14 protein-coding genes and 3 pseudogenes are annotated in these 17,591 nt (G+C 67.1%); 3 read left to right on the top strand and 14 right to left on the bottom strand.

All coding sequences use genetic code 11. The annotated features are described in order from the left end of the window. Position 1: 1 nt before the first annotated feature. The 12 genes and pseudogenes from metC to ACAD63_RS33165 form a co-directional block, all read right to left on the bottom strand. Entirely contained in the window at positions 2 to 1,183 is a 1,182-nt protein-coding gene (gene metC, locus ACAD63_RS33220; RefSeq protein ID WP_434034962.1) for a cystathionine beta-lyase, read from the bottom strand. Further along, complete coding sequence (locus ACAD63_RS33215) at positions 1,180 to 1,803, bottom strand: cysteine dioxygenase (RefSeq protein ID WP_434034961.1); 624 nt, start codon at positions 1,801 to 1,803, stop codon at positions 1,180 to 1,182. Before ACAD63_RS33215 ends, metC begins: the two co-directional genes overlap by 4 nt. Continuing rightward, on the bottom strand, positions 1,800 to 2,672 hold the full coding sequence (locus ACAD63_RS33210) for an amino acid ABC transporter ATP-binding protein (protein ID WP_434034960.1): 873 nt from the start codon (positions 2,670 to 2,672) through the stop codon (positions 1,800 to 1,802). Before ACAD63_RS33210 ends, ACAD63_RS33215 begins: the two co-directional genes overlap by 4 nt. Then, on the bottom strand, positions 2,659 to 3,471 hold the full coding sequence (locus tag ACAD63_RS33205; protein WP_434034959.1) for an amino acid ABC transporter permease: 813 nt from the start codon (positions 3,469 to 3,471) through the stop codon (positions 2,659 to 2,661). Before ACAD63_RS33205 ends, ACAD63_RS33210 begins: the two co-directional genes overlap by 14 nt. Further along, entirely contained in the window at positions 3,461 to 4,204 is a 744-nt protein-coding gene (locus ACAD63_RS33200) for an amino acid ABC transporter permease (RefSeq protein ID WP_434034958.1), read from the bottom strand. The genes ACAD63_RS33205 and ACAD63_RS33200 overlap by 11 nt, the downstream gene beginning before the upstream one ends. Next, complete coding sequence (locus ACAD63_RS33195; RefSeq protein WP_434034957.1) at positions 4,201 to 5,430, bottom strand: aminotransferase class I/II-fold pyridoxal phosphate-dependent enzyme; 1,230 nt, start codon at positions 5,428 to 5,430, stop codon at positions 4,201 to 4,203. The genes ACAD63_RS33200 and ACAD63_RS33195 overlap by 4 nt, the downstream gene beginning before the upstream one ends. Continuing rightward, positions 5,427 to 6,863: an FAD-binding oxidoreductase gene (locus tag ACAD63_RS33190; RefSeq protein ID WP_434034956.1), complete on the bottom strand. Its 1,437-nt coding sequence runs from the start codon at positions 6,861 to 6,863 to the stop codon at positions 5,427 to 5,429. Before ACAD63_RS33190 ends, ACAD63_RS33195 begins: the two co-directional genes overlap by 4 nt. Positions 6,864 to 6,865: 2 nt before the next feature. Beyond that, positions 6,866 to 7,978, bottom strand: a complete 1,113-nt coding sequence (locus ACAD63_RS33185; protein WP_434034955.1) for an Ldh family oxidoreductase — start codon at positions 7,976 to 7,978, stop codon at positions 6,866 to 6,868. Between the two features lie 4 nt (positions 7,979 to 7,982). Continuing rightward, positions 7,983 to 8,807 carry a transporter substrate-binding domain-containing protein gene (locus tag ACAD63_RS33180; protein WP_434034954.1) on the bottom strand — a complete coding sequence of 275 codons (825 nt, stop codon included), beginning with the start codon at positions 8,805 to 8,807 and terminating at the stop codon, positions 7,983 to 7,985. Continuing rightward, on the bottom strand, positions 8,804 to 9,700 hold the full coding sequence (locus ACAD63_RS33175) for a transporter substrate-binding domain-containing protein (RefSeq protein WP_434034953.1): 897 nt from the start codon (positions 9,698 to 9,700) through the stop codon (positions 8,804 to 8,806). Before ACAD63_RS33175 ends, ACAD63_RS33180 begins: the two co-directional genes overlap by 4 nt. Positions 9,701 to 9,722: 22 nt before the next feature. After that, the gene (locus ACAD63_RS33170) at positions 9,723 to 10,553 is read right to left on the bottom strand and encodes a transporter substrate-binding domain-containing protein (protein WP_434034952.1); all 831 of its coding nucleotides are present in this window, start codon (positions 10,551 to 10,553) and stop codon (positions 9,723 to 9,725) included. 244 nt (positions 10,554 to 10,797) lie between these two features. Then, positions 10,798 to 11,390, bottom strand: a pseudogene (locus ACAD63_RS33165) (nitroreductase family protein). Positions 11,391 to 11,772: 382 nt separating this feature from the next. Here ACAD63_RS33165 and ACAD63_RS33160 point away from each other — a divergent pair. Next, on the top strand, positions 11,773 to 13,140 hold the full coding sequence (locus ACAD63_RS33160) for an LLM class flavin-dependent oxidoreductase (RefSeq protein WP_434034951.1): 1,368 nt from the start codon (positions 11,773 to 11,775) through the stop codon (positions 13,138 to 13,140). Positions 13,141 to 13,304: 164 nt separating this feature from the next. Continuing rightward, positions 13,305 to 13,664, top strand: coding sequence for a hypothetical protein (locus tag ACAD63_RS33155; RefSeq protein ID WP_434034950.1), 360 nt, complete (start codon positions 13,305 to 13,307; stop codon positions 13,662 to 13,664). 14 nt (positions 13,665 to 13,678) lie between these two features. Here the strand turns inward: ACAD63_RS33155 and ACAD63_RS33150 are convergent. Both ACAD63_RS33150 and ACAD63_RS33145 read right to left on the bottom strand, forming a co-directional pair. Next, positions 13,679 to 14,011: pseudogene (locus ACAD63_RS33150) on the bottom strand (ferredoxin--NADP reductase); the annotation flags it as partial. A gap of 584 nt (positions 14,012 to 14,595) precedes the next feature. Beyond that, positions 14,596 to 15,405: a MetQ/NlpA family ABC transporter substrate-binding protein gene (locus ACAD63_RS33145; protein WP_434034949.1), complete on the bottom strand. Its 810-nt coding sequence runs from the start codon at positions 15,403 to 15,405 to the stop codon at positions 14,596 to 14,598. 771 nt (positions 15,406 to 16,176) lie between these two features. Between ACAD63_RS33145 and ACAD63_RS33140 the strand changes: the two are divergent. Then, positions 16,177 to 17,583: pseudogene (locus tag ACAD63_RS33140) on the top strand (leucyl aminopeptidase family protein). The last annotated feature ends 8 nt before the right edge of the window (positions 17,584 to 17,591 follow it).

The raw sequence follows: 17,591 nt of genomic DNA, 5'->3' as shown, positions 1-17,591 counted from the left end.
GTCAGGTGAGGGTTCGGTGAAAGGCCTGGTCGAGATCGGCCAGCAGGTCCTGTGTGTCTTCAAGCCCGACGTGCAGCCGCACCACCGGTGCATTGCCTTGCCAAGCCCGATGCTCGCGCAGCCGCTCCGGCGGGGCGACCAGCGCGAGGCTTTCATATCCTCCCCAGGAGGCGCCGATCGAGAACCACTTCAGTGCGTCGACAAAGGCGCTGGCAGCATTGGCGCCCGCGTCGCGCAACGCGAACGACACCAGACCGCTGGCACCGCTGAAGTCGCGCTGCCACAGCGCGTGGCCGGGGTCGTCCGGCAGCGCGGGGTAGAACACGCGGCCCACCTGCGCGTGGCGCTTCAGCCATTGCGCGACCTCGGTGGCATTGCGTTGGTGCTGGGCCAGACGCAGTGGCAGCGTGCGCAGGCCGCGCAGCGACAAGTAGGCGTCGTCGGCGCCAATGGCGAGGCCCAGGGCCTCATGCGTGGCGGCGATGCGCTCCGCCAGCGCGGGGCTGTCCACGACCACCGCGCCCTGCATCACGTCGGAATGCCCGGCAATATATTTGGTCGCCGCCTGGATCGAGATATTGGCGCCAAGGCGCAGGGGCTGCAGGAACCAGCCGCCGCTCCATGTATTGTCCACGGCCACCGGCACGCCGCGTTCGCGCGCCACCGCCGCCAGCTTTGGCAGGTCGAGCACCTCGAACAACAATGAGCTTGGCGATTCCAGGTAGACGAGCTTGGTCTCGGGCCGGATCAGCGCGGCGACGTCGTCATGTGCCGGTGAAAAATATTCCACGGTGACGCCCAGCCGCCGCAGCAGCGTCTTGTCGACGCGCCGCACAGGGGCATAGACGCTGTCGGACACCAGCGCATGGTCGCCGGGGCCAAGCAGCGTCAGCAGCACCAGCGTGATCGCCGACAGCCCCGACGGCGCCAGGAATGCGCGATGGCCGCCTTCGAGCGTGGTCAGCGCGTCTTCCAGCGCCTCGTGCGTATCCAGCCCGTGGCGGCCGTAGGAGGCGACCCGCTCGCCGGCGGCGCGGCGGTGCTGGCGCGACTCCAGTGCCTGCTGGCTGGCGAAGCGTACCGTGCTGGTCCTTACCACCGGTACGTTGACCGGTCCCGCGCCGTCGCGCAGCGCCGGCGCCCCCGCGTGCAGCAGCTGCGTATGTCTGCCGGCGCCGCTCATGCCGCCACCTTGCTCGGTTGCATCTGCGTGGCGTTGTAGTTGACGATCTCGCCGGTCTCCGGGTGCACGCCGTAGCGGCCTGTCAGCGTCTCGAGCGGTCGGCCATAGCAATGGAAATGCAGCGTCGGCGCGTCGCCGACCACGTGGATGCTGTGGATGTCGTCTGGCAGGAAGGCGATCGGCGTGCCCGGCTCGACCGTCAGTTCGCGCGCGACTTCGAGCTGCGCGAATGTCGGGTCGCTGCGGTCGTCGGTGCGGCGGTAGACGCGGTTGAACTCGCGGCCTTCCACCGCGACGATCGCGGCCCAGGTATCGTGGTTGTGAGGGATGGTCGTCTTGCCCGGATTGATCGAGTTCAGGTACAGCGCAGCCGCGTCGTCGCCATCATCGGGATTCAGCCGGTAGCGCGTCGATGCGCCGCTGGCCGTATCCGCAGGGGGCGGGAAGTCCTCGCGGGTGAACAGTTCACGCTGTGCCGCCAGCGCCTGCAGGCGCGCGGCCACTGCGTCGAGCGCGGCGCGGTCGGGCTGGCCTGCGGCCAGGCGGCGGATGTCGGTCAGTGCGTCGGCCACTGCCTGACGGCGGGCCGCCTGGCGTTCGGCGGGAGATGAATGGCTCATGGTGCGGAGACTCCGTCAGCAGGGAAGAGGGAAGGCGCCGGCGCGAACGCGGCATCGAATTCGGCCGGCAGGCGCGGGATCGCACCCAGCGCGCGGCGCAGGAACGCGCGCGTGCGTTCATGCTGCGGCTTGCCGAATATCTGGGCGGGCGGACCGTGCTCGACGATGCGGCCGGCCTCGGTAAAGTAGATCTGGTCGCTGATCTCGGCCGCGAAGCGCATCTCGTGCGTCACCAATACGCAGGTCATGCCGTCCTCGACCAGATCGCGGATAACGGTCAGCACTTCGCCGACGGTCTCGGGATCGAGCGCCGAGGTCACCTCGTCGAACAGGATCAGCTCCGGCTGCATCGCCAGCGCGCGCGCGATCGCGACGCGCTGTTGCTGGCCGCCGGACAGCTCGCCCGGGTAGGAATTGGCTTTTTCCGACAGCCGTACCTTTGCCAGCAGCGCATGTGCCTCGCGCTCGGCCTCGCCGCGCGCGCGGCCAATCACACGGGTCGGTGCGAGCACCAGGTTCTGCAGCACCGTCAGGTGCGGGAACAGGTTGTACTGCTGGAACACAAAACCCACGCGCTTACGCAGCGCTATGAGCGCGTCCTCGCCGTGCAAGGTCTCGACGGCGGTGTCGCCCACGCGGATCTGCCCGCGCTGCGGGCGCAGCAGCCCGGTGATGCAGCGCAGGATCGTGCTCTTGCCCGAACCCGACGGGCCGATGATGGTGACGGCCTCGCCGCGACGCACGGCGACGTCGATGCCGTTGAGCACCGCATTGGCGCCGAAGCTCAGGTGGACGTCGCGCAGCTGCACCAGCGGCGATGTGACAGTGCTGCCGGTGTCCCGGCGCAGAAAGGACTCAGTGGCGTTCATGGCGGCGTTCCAGCGCGCGGGTAGCGCGCGCAATCGGGTAGCAGTAGGCGAAAAACAGGGCCAGCAGCGTGAAGTAGACGAGGATGGTGAAGTCAGTACGCGCCACCGTGTTGCTGGCAACCTGCGCGGTGTCGACCACGTCATGGACGCCGACCAGCGACGCGAGCGACGTGCTCATCGTGATGCTGGCGTACAGGTTCATCCACGGCGGCAGCATGCGCCGCAGGCACTGTGGCAGCACGATCAGGCGGAAGATCTGGCGGCGGCGCAAGGCGAGCGACTGTGCCGCCTCCCATTGCGCGCTCGGAATCGACTGGATCGCGCCGCGGAAGATCTCGGCGACGTTGGCGCTTGCCGGCAGCGCCAGGCCCAGCACGACCTTGACCCAGTCCGGGAACGGAAAGGTCCAGTGCGCCAGGTGCAGTTCAAACGGGAACACATAGGTGGTGAAATAGACCAGTACCAGCACCGGCGCGTTGCGGAACGCCTGCACCCAGGTGCGCGTGAAGACGCGCAGCGCCACATGCGACGACAATGACAGCGCGCCGATCACCAGGCCGACCACGGTGCCGAGCGCCATCGCCAGCACGCTGATCTCGATGTTGGCCAAGAGCCCGCGCAGCAGCGCAGGGGTCCAGGTCCAGAGGCTGCGCACCGCGGCCGGGGTGCTGCCCGTGGCGCTCCAGAACAGCAGCAGTGCCGCCACCGCGGCGAGGGCGAGCACCCACGGATCGCGCAGCGCGCGCGCCAGGGGCGGGGTGTGGCCGATGGCGGCCGGAAGAATCGAGTCACTGGCCATAGCCTGGCATCCGCAGGTGATTTTCCAGCCAGCGACCGGCACGGCCGACCAGCCAGGTCAGCAGGCCGAACCAGGCCAGGATCAGCAACAACAGCTCCAGTACGTTGTCGCGCTGCGTCCAGATCATGATGGATTCATAGGTTACGTCACCGACCGCGATGGCCGAGGCCACTGCGGTCATCTTGACCAGGTCCACCACGTTGTTGACAAGCGCCGGCAACGCGAAGCGCACCGCGAGCGGCAGTTCGACCTGGAGCAGCAACTGGCGCCGCGAGAAGGCCAGCGAGCGCGCCGCTTCCAGCGTGATGCGGGGCACTGCTTCGATACCGGCGCGCAGTGCCTCGGCATGGAACACCGCCTTGTGCAGCGAGACCACGATCACGACCCAGACGAAGGGCGTCAGCGGATTGCCGGTGCCGCGGCTGGCGAGCTGCTGGGTGATCAGCATGTTCAGCACCAGAAATGCGCAGTAGAGCTGCACGAGAGTTGGTGTGTTGCGCGTGAGCTCGATGAAGGCGCGGGCCGGCGCGGCGAGCACGCGCCGGCCCGAGGTGAGCATTGCCGCCAGCACGATACCGGCGGCGAGGCTGCAGGGGATGGTCAGCAGGCAGAGCTTCAGCGTCACAACCAGACCACTCAGGAACGCCGCACGTTCGCCGGCGTCGAGTACGAAGGCATAGTTCAGGCCCAGCGGCTTGAGCGCCGCGACAACGGGGGTCAGGAGATCGCTCATGCCACCACCCCCAGCTTTGCCGGTTGCAGCGCGGCAACCGCACGCGCGATGCGCTGCAGCGCGTCCTCCAGCACCGTGTCGGCCACGGCAAAGGAGAGCCGGAAGTAGGGCGACAGGCCATAGGCAGCACCGTCGACGACAGCCACGCCTTCGGCCTCCAGCAGCCAGTCGACCACATCGGCGTCGCTTTCAACGGGCCGCCCGTCTGGCCGCAGGCGTCCAATCAGGCCGCCGCAGTTGACGTAGGCGAAGAATGCACCCTGCGGTGGCAGCAGTCGCAGGCCCGGAATCGACGGGATGGTCCTGGTCACGAGTTCGGCGCGGCGCGCGTAGGCTTCCCGCGCGTGCTGCACGAACGTCTGGTCGGCTGCATCGAGCGCCGCCGCCACGGCGGCCTGGCCGATCGCGCTGGCGCCCGAAGATACCTGCGACTGGATTGCCGTCATTGCCTGCACCAGTTCCACAGGGGCGATGCCCCAGCCGATGCGCCAGCCGGTCATAGCGTAGGTCTTCGATGCGCCATTGACCAGCAGTGTGCGCGCGCGCAGGTCCGGCGCCACGTTCAGCCAGTGCGGTGGTGCAGCGCCAAAGCGGATCTGCTCGTAGATTTCATCGACCAACACGAGCACGTGCGGGTGGCGGCGTAGAACCTCGGCGAGGGCCGCAAGTTCGTCTGCACTGTAGACCGCGCCGGTCGGGTTGGCCGGGGTGTTCAGCACCAGCCAGCGCGAGCGCGGTGTAATTGCGGCTTCCAGCCGGGCGGCGTCAATCTTGAAGCCGCTGCGCTCGTCGCAGGGCAGGACCACCGGGGTGCCGTCATTGACGCGAACGATGTCCGGAAAGGAAGGCCAGTATGGCGCCGGCAGCAGGACCTCGTCGCCGCTGTCGAGCGTGGCCGAGAACGCCTCGAAGATGACCTGCTTGCCGCCGTTGGCGACGCAGACGTCGGCAGGTGTGACCGCGAGCCCGTGGTCGCGTTGGTACCTGGCAGCGATTGCCCGGCGCAGTGCGACCGTGCCCGCGGTGGGCGTGTATTTCGTCTCGCCGCGCGCGAGCGCGGCGATGGCGGCCCGTTTGATTGCATCGGGCGTATCGAACTCGGGCTCGCCCGCGGTGAGGGCCAGGATGTCGCGGCCCTGGCCGGCCAGGGCGGTGGCACGCTGCCCAGCGGCGGCGATCGGCGAGAGGCGCACCCGGCGGGCGCGCTGTGACAGGGAAATGCTCATGGAGAAATCTCGGTAGGGGAGTCCGGCAGCACCTTGCCGGGGTTGAGCAGGCCGAGCGGATCGAAGGCCTGCTTCAGGCGCCGCATCAGCGCGAGCTCGACCGGGCTCTTGTAGCGCTGCAGTGCCCCGCGCTTGCGCTGCCCGATGCCGTGTTCGGCGCTGATCGAGCCGCCATGCGCATGGACACTGTCGTGGACCAGTTCATTGATGGCAGCCTCGGTGGCGAACAGCGCTGCCGGCGTGGAATCGGGCGCGTGCGAGACGTTGTAGTGCAGGTTGCCGTCGCCGAGGTGGCCGAAGGCCACCGGCCGCACCCCGGGAAAATGCCGCTGCAGCGCCGCCGCGGTGGCGGCGAGGAAGTCGGGGATGCGCGAAATCGGCAGCGAGATGTCGTGCTTGAGGTTGCCGCCGTCGCGCTGCTGCGCCACGCCCAGCGCCTGGTCGCGCAGGGCCCACAAGGCCTGGCTCTGCGCCAGGCTTTCGGCGACGGCGGCATCGGCGACCAGGCCGTCTTCCATGGCCTGGCCGACGACCGCCTCGAAGCGCGCACGCGCATGCGCCTCGCCCTCGCTGTCCGACAGTTCGATCAGCGCATACCAGGCGCGGCCGGGCGCAAGCGGGACGGCCTGCTCGGGCACGTGCCTGGTGACAAGGCCCAGCGCGGTGTCGGAGATCACCTCGAACGCGGTCAGCGCCGCGCCGAAGCCGGCGCGCGCCTGCGACAGGAAAGCGATCGCATCGCGGATGCATTCGAAAGCGAGGAGTGCCGAGTATTGGACCGCAGGCTGCGGATAAAGCTTCAGCGTGGCCGCCGTAATGATGCCGAGCGTGCCTTCGCTGCCAATGAACAGGTCGCGGAGCGCGTAGCCGGTATTGTCCTTGCGCAGGCCACGCAGGCCGTCCCAGATCTCGCCGTCGGTAGTGACCACCTCCAGGCCAAGCGCCAGGTCGCGCATATTGCCGTAGCGCAGTACCTGCGTGCCGCCAGCGTTGGTCCCCAGATTGCCGCCGATGGTGCAGCTGCCCTCCGCGCCGAGGCTGAGCGGGAACAAGCGCCCCGCCTCATGTGCAGCGTCCTGCAGCTGCGCCAGCACGACGCCGGCCTCGGCTGTGATGGTGTCGTTGTCGGGGTCGATGGCGCGGATGCGGCTCAGCCGTCCCAGCGACAACAGCACCGCGCGGCCGCTGGTGTCCGGCGTGGCGCCGCCCATCAGCCCGGTGTTGCCGCCCTGCGGCACGATCGGCGTGCGATGGGTCCGGCACAGCCGCACCACGGCTGCCACTTGCGCCGTGTCGGCCGGTCGCACGACGGCCAGCGCGCGGCCGTGCAGCCGGCCATGGCGGTCGGTCAGGTAGGCGGCGGTGTCGCCCGGCGCGGTCAGTACGTGGGCATCGCCCAGCGTGTGTCGCAGGGCTGAGAGCAAGTCTTCCATGGTCAGTCCGGTTGCAGCAGGTCTGGCACGCCGGCGCCCGCGGCCAGCTCGCCGAGTTTGCGCAGCAGTGCCGCCGGCAGCGCCACGCCGGCACGCAGCCGTTCGGCGCGCGCCGCGGCCTCGGGGTCGCCGGGCACCAGTACGGGCTGCGCGGGGTCGGCAGGACGGGTGGCATGCAGCACGTCGATAATGGCGTCGAGCTCGCGCCCGAAGTCGCTGGCGTCGCCGAAGAACCCCGGATCGATGGCGATGAAGCTGTGGCCGACATTGGCCGGCGCGTTCGTGCCGTGGCTGCGACGGTGCAGCGGCGAGAAGGCGCCGCCGTTGAGCGTACCGCCGAGCACCTGCGCCAGCAGCGACAGGCCATACCCCTTATGGCTGGCGCCCTCGGCACTGCCGCCAAGCGGCGTGAGACCTCCGTCGGCATGATCGAAGACCTGGGTGCGTGCCGCCTGCGGGTCTGTCACGGGCTCGCCCTTGCTGTCGACGACCCACCCCACCGGCACCGGCTCACCACGCAGGGCCTTGACCTTCACGCGGTTGGCGGCTGCCGTCGTCGTCGCGATGTCCAGCACCAGGTCGTGGTTGCGCGACGCCTCGGGCACCGGCGCGGCAAACGCGATCGGATTGGTGCCGAGCACCGGCACGGCCGCGCGTGTCGGCACGAGCAGCACGCCTTGCGCAGAACTGGTGACCAGGCCAAGCAGGCCCTGGCGCGAGGCGATGCGCGCGTACACGCCAGCTGCGCCAAAGTGATGCGAGTTGCGTACCCCGACCAGCGCGATGCCGGCAGTGCGCGCCTTCTCCACCGCCAGTTGCATCGCCTGCCCCGACGCCGCGTGGCCGAGGCCGGCGCCCGCATCGAACAGCCCAGCCGCGACGCCGTCGCGCACGAGCCGTGGCCGCGCGTCCAGGCGAAGCTGGCCACGGCGCCACATCGCTTCATACTGCGGCAGCATCGATATGCCGTGCGATTCGATGCCCAGCAGGTCGCTTTCGACGATCAGTGCAGCGGTTGCGCCGGCGAGGTCGCCCGGCATGCCCCAGGCCTGCAGCAGGCCCCGTCCCAGATCGCGCAGGCGCTCGGCGGGGAAACGTGTCTCTTCGGAAGGCATCTGGTCAGGCCGGCGGGAGTTTTTTTAACTTTTCGTGTAGCTGATACAGCAGCGGTGTCGGCGGCAGGCCATTGTGCTTGCCTACATCGATCAGCCAGCCGCTGCGGTGCCAGCTCCGCACGATCTTGTCGATTGCCGCTTGCGTGTCGGTCTCACCCTTGCGCAGCCAGATTACAGAGGGGGAGGGAATCAGGTCGGAGGGCGAGACGATTTGATAGTCGTTCCAGTCCGGATTGCCGGACACCAGCTCGCGCAAGGTCGGGCTGACATGGACAGCGGCCGAGCACTGGCCACCGCGCAGTGCCAGCAGCGATTCTGGCTGGCCACGGAACGCGCGGATTTGCGCGCCGTATTGCTCGGCCAGCGGTCGGGTGAAGTTGCTGCCCTGCGAAACGCACACCGGCTTTCCCTTCAGGTCTTCCCACTTCGCGATGCCACTGCCCTTCGGCGCGATCGCCGCGCCGCCGACTTCCTCGAACGGCGTCGGCACGAAGGACAGTATCTCGCTGCGTTCCTGGGTCCATTGCATGTTGGCGATCAGGATGTCGACCTTGCCTTGCTGCAGGAACTGCACGCGGTTCGAGGGCTGCACCTGTATCGTCTCGAGCGCAACGCCCAGCCCCTTCGCCACGCCTTCGGACAACTGCACGTTGTAGCCGACATGCTTGCGTGTCGCCGGGTCGATAGTGCCGAATGGCGGGCCAGACAGCATCACGCCCACAACCAGCGTGCCGCGCTGGCGGATCTTGTCGAGGGTCGCGTCGGCGTGGACGGCGGTGGCCGTCACGGCAAGCAGGGCCGCCAGCCATGGAAGCAGGCGCGCGCTCATGGCTTCCTGCTCTCGGAAAAGACGGCGAAGTCGCCGGGCGCGACATCAAACTTTCCCTGTTGCGCTCGCGCATTGGCTGACTTGATGTAGGCGCCCTCTGGTACGCCGTACTTGCGCGCCGTGGCCAGCAGCAGGCCAGAGCGGTGCCAGTCGCGGATGGTCTTGTCGACGAAGGCGAGCGTATCCTTCTCGCCGCGGCGCGTCCACACGACGGTGGGCGACGGAATCAGCTGGTCCTCGGTCGCAAGCGTGAACTCCTTCCACTCGCCGGCACTAGGCCCGTTCAGCGTGTGGTAAAGCGCGGGCTGGATATGTACCGATGCCGCGCACGTACCGCCCTTAAGCGCCAGCAGCGATTCGGGAATGCCGCGCAAGCCCTTGACGATGGCGCCGTAGTTCTCTGCCAGCGGGCGTGCGAAGTTACTGCCCTGCGAGACGCAGGCGACCTTGCCGCGCAGGTCTTCCCAGCGCTTGATGCCGCTCGCTTTCGACACGACGGCCGCGCCGCCGACAAGGTCATACGGCGTTGGCGCGAAGCTCAGGATCTCACTACGCTCCTGTGTCCACTGGATGTTGGCGACCAGGAGGTCGACCTTGCCCGCCTGCAGGAACTGCACGCGTGTGGCGGCTGTGACCGGCACGGTTTCGAGTTCGACGCCAAGACGCTTCGCCAGGTCTGCCGCAAGCTCGGTCTGGTAGCCGCCAGCCTTGCCGGTCGTGGTATCAAGGAAGCCGAACGGCGGGCTCGGGCCGTCGATGCCGACGGAGAGCTTGCCGCGCTGCTTGATCTTGTCGAGCGTGGCGTCGGCGTGCACATGGCCGGAAACAGCCAGCGCCGTGCAGAGGAAGGGGAGTAGCAGGAAGACTTTTTTCATATCAGGATGCCGCCGCATCGCAGGTGTGCAGGAGCTCGGCTCAGGACGCGTTCTTGAAGCGTGCTTGCAGTTCGGGCAGCAGCGGCTGCGGCGGTGTGATGCCGAGGCGCTTTTCCGTGGCGATCAGCCAACCCGAGCGGTGCCATTCTTGGACGATCTTGTCCACCGCGGCGATGGCGTCCGTCTCGCCCTTGCGGGTCCAGACCACCGATGGCGCAGGCAGGATCTCGGTGGAGATTGGCGCGGCATAGTCGGCCCAGTCGGCGTTGCTGCGAACCAGCGGGTGGATCAGCGTCGCGTCGTGGACCGCGGCGACGCACTGGCCGCCCCGCAGTGCCAGCAACGATTCAGCGGACGTCTTGAAGCCACGCACCTGCGCGCCGTACTGCTCCTGCAAAGGCTTGACGTAGCTGCTGCCCTGCGAGGCGCAGACGGTCTTGCCGCGCAGATCCTCCCACTTGGCGATGCCGCTGCGCTTCAGCACAGCTGCCGTACCACCGACGCGGTAGAACGGCGTTGGTGCATAGCCGAGCAACTCGCCGCGCTCGGGGTTGTATTCCATCGACGCAATCAGCAGGTCAACCTTGCCCTGTTGCAGGAACTGCACGCGATTGGAAGGCTGCACGGGAACCAGTTCGGCTTCCACGCCCAGGCGCTTTGCCAGGTCGCGCGCCAGATCGGGATTCCAGCCGACGGGCTGCTGCGTGGCGGGGTCGATCGAGCCGAACAGGCTGCCGCCGACGAGCACGCCGATGGAGACTTTACCGCGTTGCTTGATGCGGTCCAGCGTGGCATCAGCCCAGGCGGCGTTCAGAGTAAGGCAGGACAGTGCCGCAGTAGCGGCGATGCGAAGGAGCGGGAGCGCGGGCATGTCTGGTCATGAGAACAATGAGGAGACGATGCTATCGCCCGGCGCCGCGGTGAACAAAGAAGGCTTTCGGATATGGATATACGGCGTGCCAGCCGGGTGGTCGCGCGTTGGCGCAGCGGTCAGCGCAACGAAAGACCGATGCCGAGATGACGGCGGCGACGCGGAGCAGACCTCGCGTGAGCGCGCCGTCGAGTTCCCGTAGAGGTTGCAAATTCACCCCCCCGCGCTCCCCGCCGCCCGGCAGTCACTCCGTCTCGAAGGCGAAGCGGCCTTGCCTCACCAACTGGTGGAGCGGGTGGCGCTGGTTGGGATGCTCGCGCGCCTGCAATGCCTCGGGGAGCTGCGCCTTGTCGCCCTGCTTGCCGATGGCGACCACTGCCTCGATGGCATAGTCCTGCGGCACGTCCAGCGCATCGCGCCCTTGTCGAAACCGCCGATGCCATGGGCGTGCCAGCCCGATAGCGTGACCTGCAAGGCCAGGTTGGCCCAGGCCGCGCCGGCGTCAAAAGAATGCGTGGTGATGGCCTGCGGCTCCGTCTTGCCCGGGGGCGTCCAGACCTTGCGCGACAAAATCACCACCAGCGCGGACGCGCGCGTAGCCCAGCCCTGGTTGTATTCGGACAACGCTGCGAAGACCGGCTGCCATTCCGGCGTGTCGCGCCGTGCGTAGAGAAAGCGCCAGGGCTGCGCGTTGTAGCCGGACGGTGCCCAGCGCGCGGCTTCGAAGAAGCGCAGCAGCGTTGCCTCGTCAATGGCTTCGCCGCTGAATGCTCGCGGGGACCAGCGCTGGAGAAAGAGTGGATGGATGTCGTGTTCGCTAATGCGTGGCTGAGACATGGAAGCTCCTGGGAATATGGGCAGGCGATCGGAAGTGTCAACGTCGCAGGTGGCTGCCGCAGGGCCGCCCGCGCGCAGGCAAAGCGTGCCATATCGCACCGCGAAGTCGAACTGCGAATTTCGCATGTTCCGGCCCGCCCGCTTCCGTCCATCGATATGCGGGCGGCCCGCCTATGGATAGACGAACATCTAGTTTCGCAAGACCGGTGGTGATCCCTACGATGTCAGCCTGGCCCCAGCGGACGACGCTGTCGGACCGCATGGCATAACAGGACGAAGGGCATGAATGCGCCCGACAACCGCGACGCACGCCGTCGGCTGGCCGCCACAACCGGCGAGGACGCGGCTGAACATTGACAGACTGAGGACAGGAGAGGCAGACATGGCAAGACGCGAAGGTTTGATGAGCCTGGGCGCATTTCTCTATCCAAGCGGGCACCATATCGCCGCCTGGCGACATCCCGATGCAAAGGCCGACGCCGGTATCGACTTTCGGCACTACGTGGCTCTGGCGCAGGCCGCCGAGGCTGCCAAGTTCGACCTGGTCTTCCTGGCCGACGGCGTGGGCACGCGCGGCGATGATGTCGAATTCCTCAGCCGCACCGCGCACAGCTACCAGGCTCAGTTCGAACCGATCACCTTGTTGTCGGCGCTGGCGGCCGTCACCGGGCGCATCGGGCTAGTGGGCACCGCTTCGACCAGCTTCAACGAGCCTTACCACGTGGCGCGCAAGTTCGCGTCGCTCGACCATATCTCGGGCGGCCGGGCCGGCTGGAACCTGGTCACCACCTCGAACGAGCACGAGGCCCGCAATTTCAACCGGGACGAGCACTTCGCGCACGCCGATCGCTACCAGCGCGCAGAGGAATTCGCCGATGTGGTGACCAGGTTGTGGGACAGCTGGGAGGATGACGCCTTCCTGCGCGACAAGGCGAGCGGCCGCTACTTCGATCCGGCCAAGCGCCATGTGCTGCGGCACAAGGGCGAGCACTTCTCGGTGCAGGGACCGCTAAATGTGTCGCGCCCGCCCCAGGGACATCCGGTGGTGGTGCAGGCCGGTTCCTCGGAGGCTGGCAAGGAGCTGGCGGCCCGCAGCGGCGAAGCGGTATTCACGGCCCAGCAGACGCTGGAGGAGGCGGTCGCGTTCTACGCCGACCTGAAGGGCCGCCTGCCGCGCTACGGCCGTTCACCGGACGACCTCAAGATCCTGCCCGGCGTATTTCCGGTGATCGGCCACAGCGAGAGCGAGGCGAAGGAGAAGTTCGAGCAACTGCAATCGCTGATCGACCCGGTAGTGGGCCTGGCGCTGGTCGCCGGCCTGACGGGCGGCTTCGACCTGTCCGGCTATCCGCTCGACGGCCCCATTCCGGAGCTTCCGGCGACCAATGCCAGCAAGAGCCGCCAGCGCCTGGTGCTGGACCTGGCCCGGCGCGAAAACCTCACCATCCGCCAGCTCTACCAGCGGGTGGCTGGCGCGCGCGGTCACTGGCAGCTGGTTGGCACGCCGGAACAGATCGTGGATCAGCTCGAAGAGCGCTTTCTCAACTACGGCGCCGACGGCTTCAATGTCATGTCGCCGGTTCTGCCCGGAGGGCTGACCGATTTCATCGCACTGGTGTTGCCCGAGCTGCGGCGGCGCGGGCTGTTCCGCAGCGAATATACGGGGGCCACGCTGCGCGAGCATCTCGGCCTTACGCGCCCGGAACATCCGGCGGTCAAGGGAAAGCACGCCGGCGTTGCCGCGGCATGATCGTGGCGCGTTCAGGATCCCGGGATGGGGGCGGCCGTCCCGTTCCTGGCGCCACCGGATGACCCGGGTGGCCGCGCAGTGCGATGGCGTCACACTCCCTGCGGGAATGGCCTCGATCCTGCAGGATTGGCACCACTTCCATGGTGAAGTCTCGATCTGCTCGCGTGGAACCGACGCTTTGTGTGGAGTTCGCCGGCTGGCACGGCAAGGCATGGCTTGCCTTCGACCACGGCAACGTTTGGGCGCCGACGACGTGCGCAACGATGCAGGAACTGGCCAGCCGGCTGAGGGCAACGGTGCAGGGCTATGCGCACCAGCGGCGCGACCCGCCCGGCGGTGAGCCGGGCGAGGGCGTGACCGGTGCGGACCGGCCTCGGCTGTCGTCGATGCCGGCGAGAGTTGCGGCCGGGGGCGCGGGCGTGCTTGGGATGTGTCTGGCGCTTGTCGCGGAATCGGGCTGGGCGCAACTTGCGGGGGTTTTTCTCACGACCTTCGGGGCCTATTACTGCATCACCTGCCACTAGCGCGCGTCAACCTCTCAGCCCACAAAGGCCTTTTCGAGCACGAAATGGCCCGGCTCGCTCATATTGCCTTCCATGAAGGCGCGCGCTTCCAGCGTAAGCCGGACTTCCTTCAGCATGTCAGGGCTGCCGCACAGCATGATGCGGTCGTTCTCTGTCGAGAAGGCGGGTACGTTCAGCCGCTCGAATAGTTCGCCCGATTCGATCAGCTCGGTGATGCGGCCGCGGGTGTGGAAGTCCTCGCGCGTGACCGTGGGGAAGTAGACCAGCTTGTCGCGCACCAGCTCGCCCAGGTATTCGTGTTTCGGCAGGTGTTGCGAGATCAGTTCATGGTAGGCCAGCTCTTCGACCTCACCGAACTCTGGCAATGGCATGGAGCATAACACTGCCTTGCGTCGTAATGCTGGGTCGCCTGTGTCCGGAATCCAAGCCTTCCAGTTGCACCAGTTGTCGCTCAATAAGCGAGTCAACAGTGGCACGATCCAGTTCGCTTGGGATGGAAGTCGCTTCTCCAATCAACATGAGTGTGGCTATTTCATGAGGCGTCAGCATCATTGACTCCTGGAAGGAATGTCAGCGAATTAGCATGCTCACTTTTTTGATGCGCGCGAGCCTGAAGTAAAGGGAGCTTCGTCAAGGCGGAGCGTCGCTTTATGCGACGATCTGTGTTTCGGGGTCGTCCACCCTCTCATGGCCGGCCTTCTTCGTTCTTGCCTATACTAGGCGGGTAGAGGGGATGGCGCAGTGCCACGAACACCAGAACGACGGTGGCGACCGCGGTGATCCAGTCGAGCAGGTCCATGATGCGTTCCTTGTGTGCGATGATGGGCGTGGCTTTCGACAATAGCCAACAAGTGCCGGCTGAACAACGAAGCTCTCGTCAGAATCATATGCGTGCAAGGTGCGAAGCTACGCATCTAGGTTGCTGCGCAGCTTAGAAGGCCGGCACCAGCGAGCCCTTGAACTCGGTGTCGATAAAGCGGCGCACCTCTTCGGACTGGTAGGCCCTGACCAGTTTCTTCACCCAAGGCTTGTCCTTGTCCTCGGCCCGTGTCGCGATCAGGTTGGCGTAGGGGCCGCGCACGTCTTCCACGGCGATGGTGTCGCGCTGCAGGGAGAGGCCGGCCCGATACGCGTAGTCGTTGTTGATCGAGGCCGCCGCGAGGTCGTCGAGCGCGCGCGGCAGCTGGGCAGCGTCGAGCTCGATCAGCTTGAGTTTCTTAGGGTTCTCCATCACGTCGAGCGGCGTGGCATTGACGCCGTTCTCGCCCACGCCCGACCGCAGCCGGATGAGGCCTGCCTTCTGCAACAGCAGCAGCGCGCGATTGCCGTTGGAAGGATCGTTCTGGATGCCGATGCGCGCGCCCTGCGGCAGTTCGCTGACCGCTTTGTATTTCTTTGAGTAGATGCCGAGCGGTGCCGTCAGCGTGAGCCCCACCGGCACGATCTTGTAGCCCCGCGCCTTGATTTGGCTGTCGAGAAAGGGCTTGTGCTGGAAAGCGTTGGCGTCGAGGTCGCCGGCCGCCAGCGCCTCGTTGGGCTGCAGGTAGTCGGTGAAGGTGATGACTTGGATCTCCAGGCCCTCGCGCGCGGCCACCTTCTTCACCACCTCGAAGGTCTGCTCGGCGTTGCCTACTGAAACGCCCACCTTGATGCGGGTCTTGTCCTGCGCCAGCGCGGCGGTGCCGCCGAGCGCGAATGCTAGTGCCGCCAGCGCGGCCGCCTGCCATCGTTTTGCCTTCATGAGCCTGAGCATGGTTGTTCGCGTCAAGCAGTCTACGCATCGGCCGGCGCGGACGGAAATGCGGAATCCGCGGTTGGATATGCGGCCGGAGAACCAGTTCCAAAAACGCTCCTTGGCTGCAATCCCGGACCCAAGGGATCTGTAGGCCATGCTGCCGCCGGACGTCTCCGCCGGCTTGCCATCCGCATTTCTTGAGCGTCGGGCAGCCAACGAACTGGGCGCGGTGAAGGCGGAACTCGCCGCCGTGTAGAGCCGGGCCGAGCGGGGCGAAGCCGAGGCAGCGCTCGCACGCCAGTTGCTGACAGAACTGCGCGTGCTGTCGCGCGAGCGGATGGGGGACGATGCCGCCCGATGCAAGGCCGGCGGCCCGGAGCTGAGCACGAAGGCAGAGCAGAGCCTGTCGACGCTTCCCTCAATCCTCAAGACGGCGACGACAGCTGAAATCGGACGGACTCGATTCACTGAATCTGATCTCTGGGCCAAGGTGCGCGTGCAAGCGTTTTCGGAGGGAGCGCGCGCCCTGAGTCGGATGCGTTGCCGCCATCAAGGTGCCACGGCAAGTGGTGGAAGGCCTCGCAATGCCGGAGGGCCCGCGAATGCCACGCCGTACCGGCCGGCCGAACAGCCAAGAGTGCATATGGATGCGCGTTTTACTTCGTTGGCGCCGTGCGGGCCGGGGGATAGCATAGCGCTCTTTTGATCGACCCTGGCCGTCAAGTTCGCATCGTTGCGTGGGTGCATGGTTTGCGCCAGCGATGCCCCTCGTCGGATATGCCCGCTTCCCCCTTTGTTGACGTTGACTTCGCCACCGGCGCCGTGCCGCTATACCTTTGCACGCCCGAGCGGCTCGACGTCCTGCTCGAATCGCTACTGCCTTCCCAGGCCCACTGGGTGCGCGCCAATGCCTGCACCGCCGCGCCCGGCACCGAGCTGATGCTGCCAGATGCAAGCGGCGCACTTGCCGGTGTCATCGTCGGCGTCGATGCTGGCCAACCGCTTTGGCAGCTGGCCGGGCTACCACGGAAACTTCCGGCGGGCCTCTATGCCATCGCGGATGATTGGGGCGGCACCGATCCGTTCCTCGGCGCACTGGGTTGGGCCATCGGCGCGCTGCCGGAACCGGAGGAACACGCCGGCGTTCCCGTTGAGGCCGCTCAATTGGTGCTGCCACGGCACGAACAGGAGGCGGTGCTGCCCTTGGCCGAGGCGATCGGGATGGTACGCAACCTGGTCAACGCCCCAGCCAACCAGCTCGGTCCGGCCGAGCTCGCGGCCGTCGTGCGCGCCCTGGCACTGGAACACGGCGCGGACTATGAGGAATGGGTCGGCGATGACCTTCCCGGCGCCGGCTTCCCGCTCGTGCATGCCGTGGGTCGGGCCGCGGCGCCGGGCCAGGCGCCGCGCGTGATCGCGCTGCACTGGGGCGACCCCGCTGCACCGCGGGTGGTGCTGGTGGGCAAAGGCGTTTGCTTCGATTCTGGCGGCCTGGATCTCAAGCCGGCGTAAGGTATGCGCTGGATGAAGAAGGACATGGGCGGCGCGGCCCATGCCATCGCGCTGGCGAGATTGGTGATGGAGGCCAGACTGCCGCTTCAACTGACGCTGGTGGTACCGGCGGTGGAGAACGCGGTGGGTACCGGTGCGCTGCGTCCGGGCGACATCCTTCGGGCTGGCAACGGCACCACGGTGGAAATCGAGAATACCGATGCCGAAGGCCGGCTGATCCTCGCCGATGCATTGCACCACGCGCTACGTCACGACAGGAACACGCCGGCCGCGCTGGCCATCGACCTCGCCACACTCACCGGCGCCGCCCGGGTAGCACTGGGCCACGATCTGCCGGCGCTGTTCAGTAACGACGACGGACTGGCCGCGGAACTGCTCACACTGGCCGACTCGCAGGGCGATCCGCTTTGGCGCCTGCCGCTATGGCAGCCGTATCGCAGCATGTTGAAGTCCAGTTTCGCCGACACCGCCAATGCCGGCACCGCGCCGCTCGCGGGCGCGCTGACGGCCGCGTTGTTCCTGGAATCGTTCGTTCCGGAGGGCACGCCGTGGGTGCATCTGGGTCTGTTCGCCTGGAACCAGGAAGAGCGGCCAGGCCGCCCGCGTGGCGGCGAAGCGCAGGGATTGCGGGCGCTGTTCTCGCTGCTGACCCGGCGATATGGCCCTGCCTGACACGCCTC

Source organism: Cupriavidus sp. a3, from assembly GCF_051015765.1.
Classification (GTDB): Bacteria; Pseudomonadota; Gammaproteobacteria; order Burkholderiales; family Burkholderiaceae; genus Cupriavidus; species Cupriavidus oxalaticus_A.
Note: the sequence above shows the minus strand (reverse complement) of the source record. Positions and strands in the feature narration are given on the sequence as shown.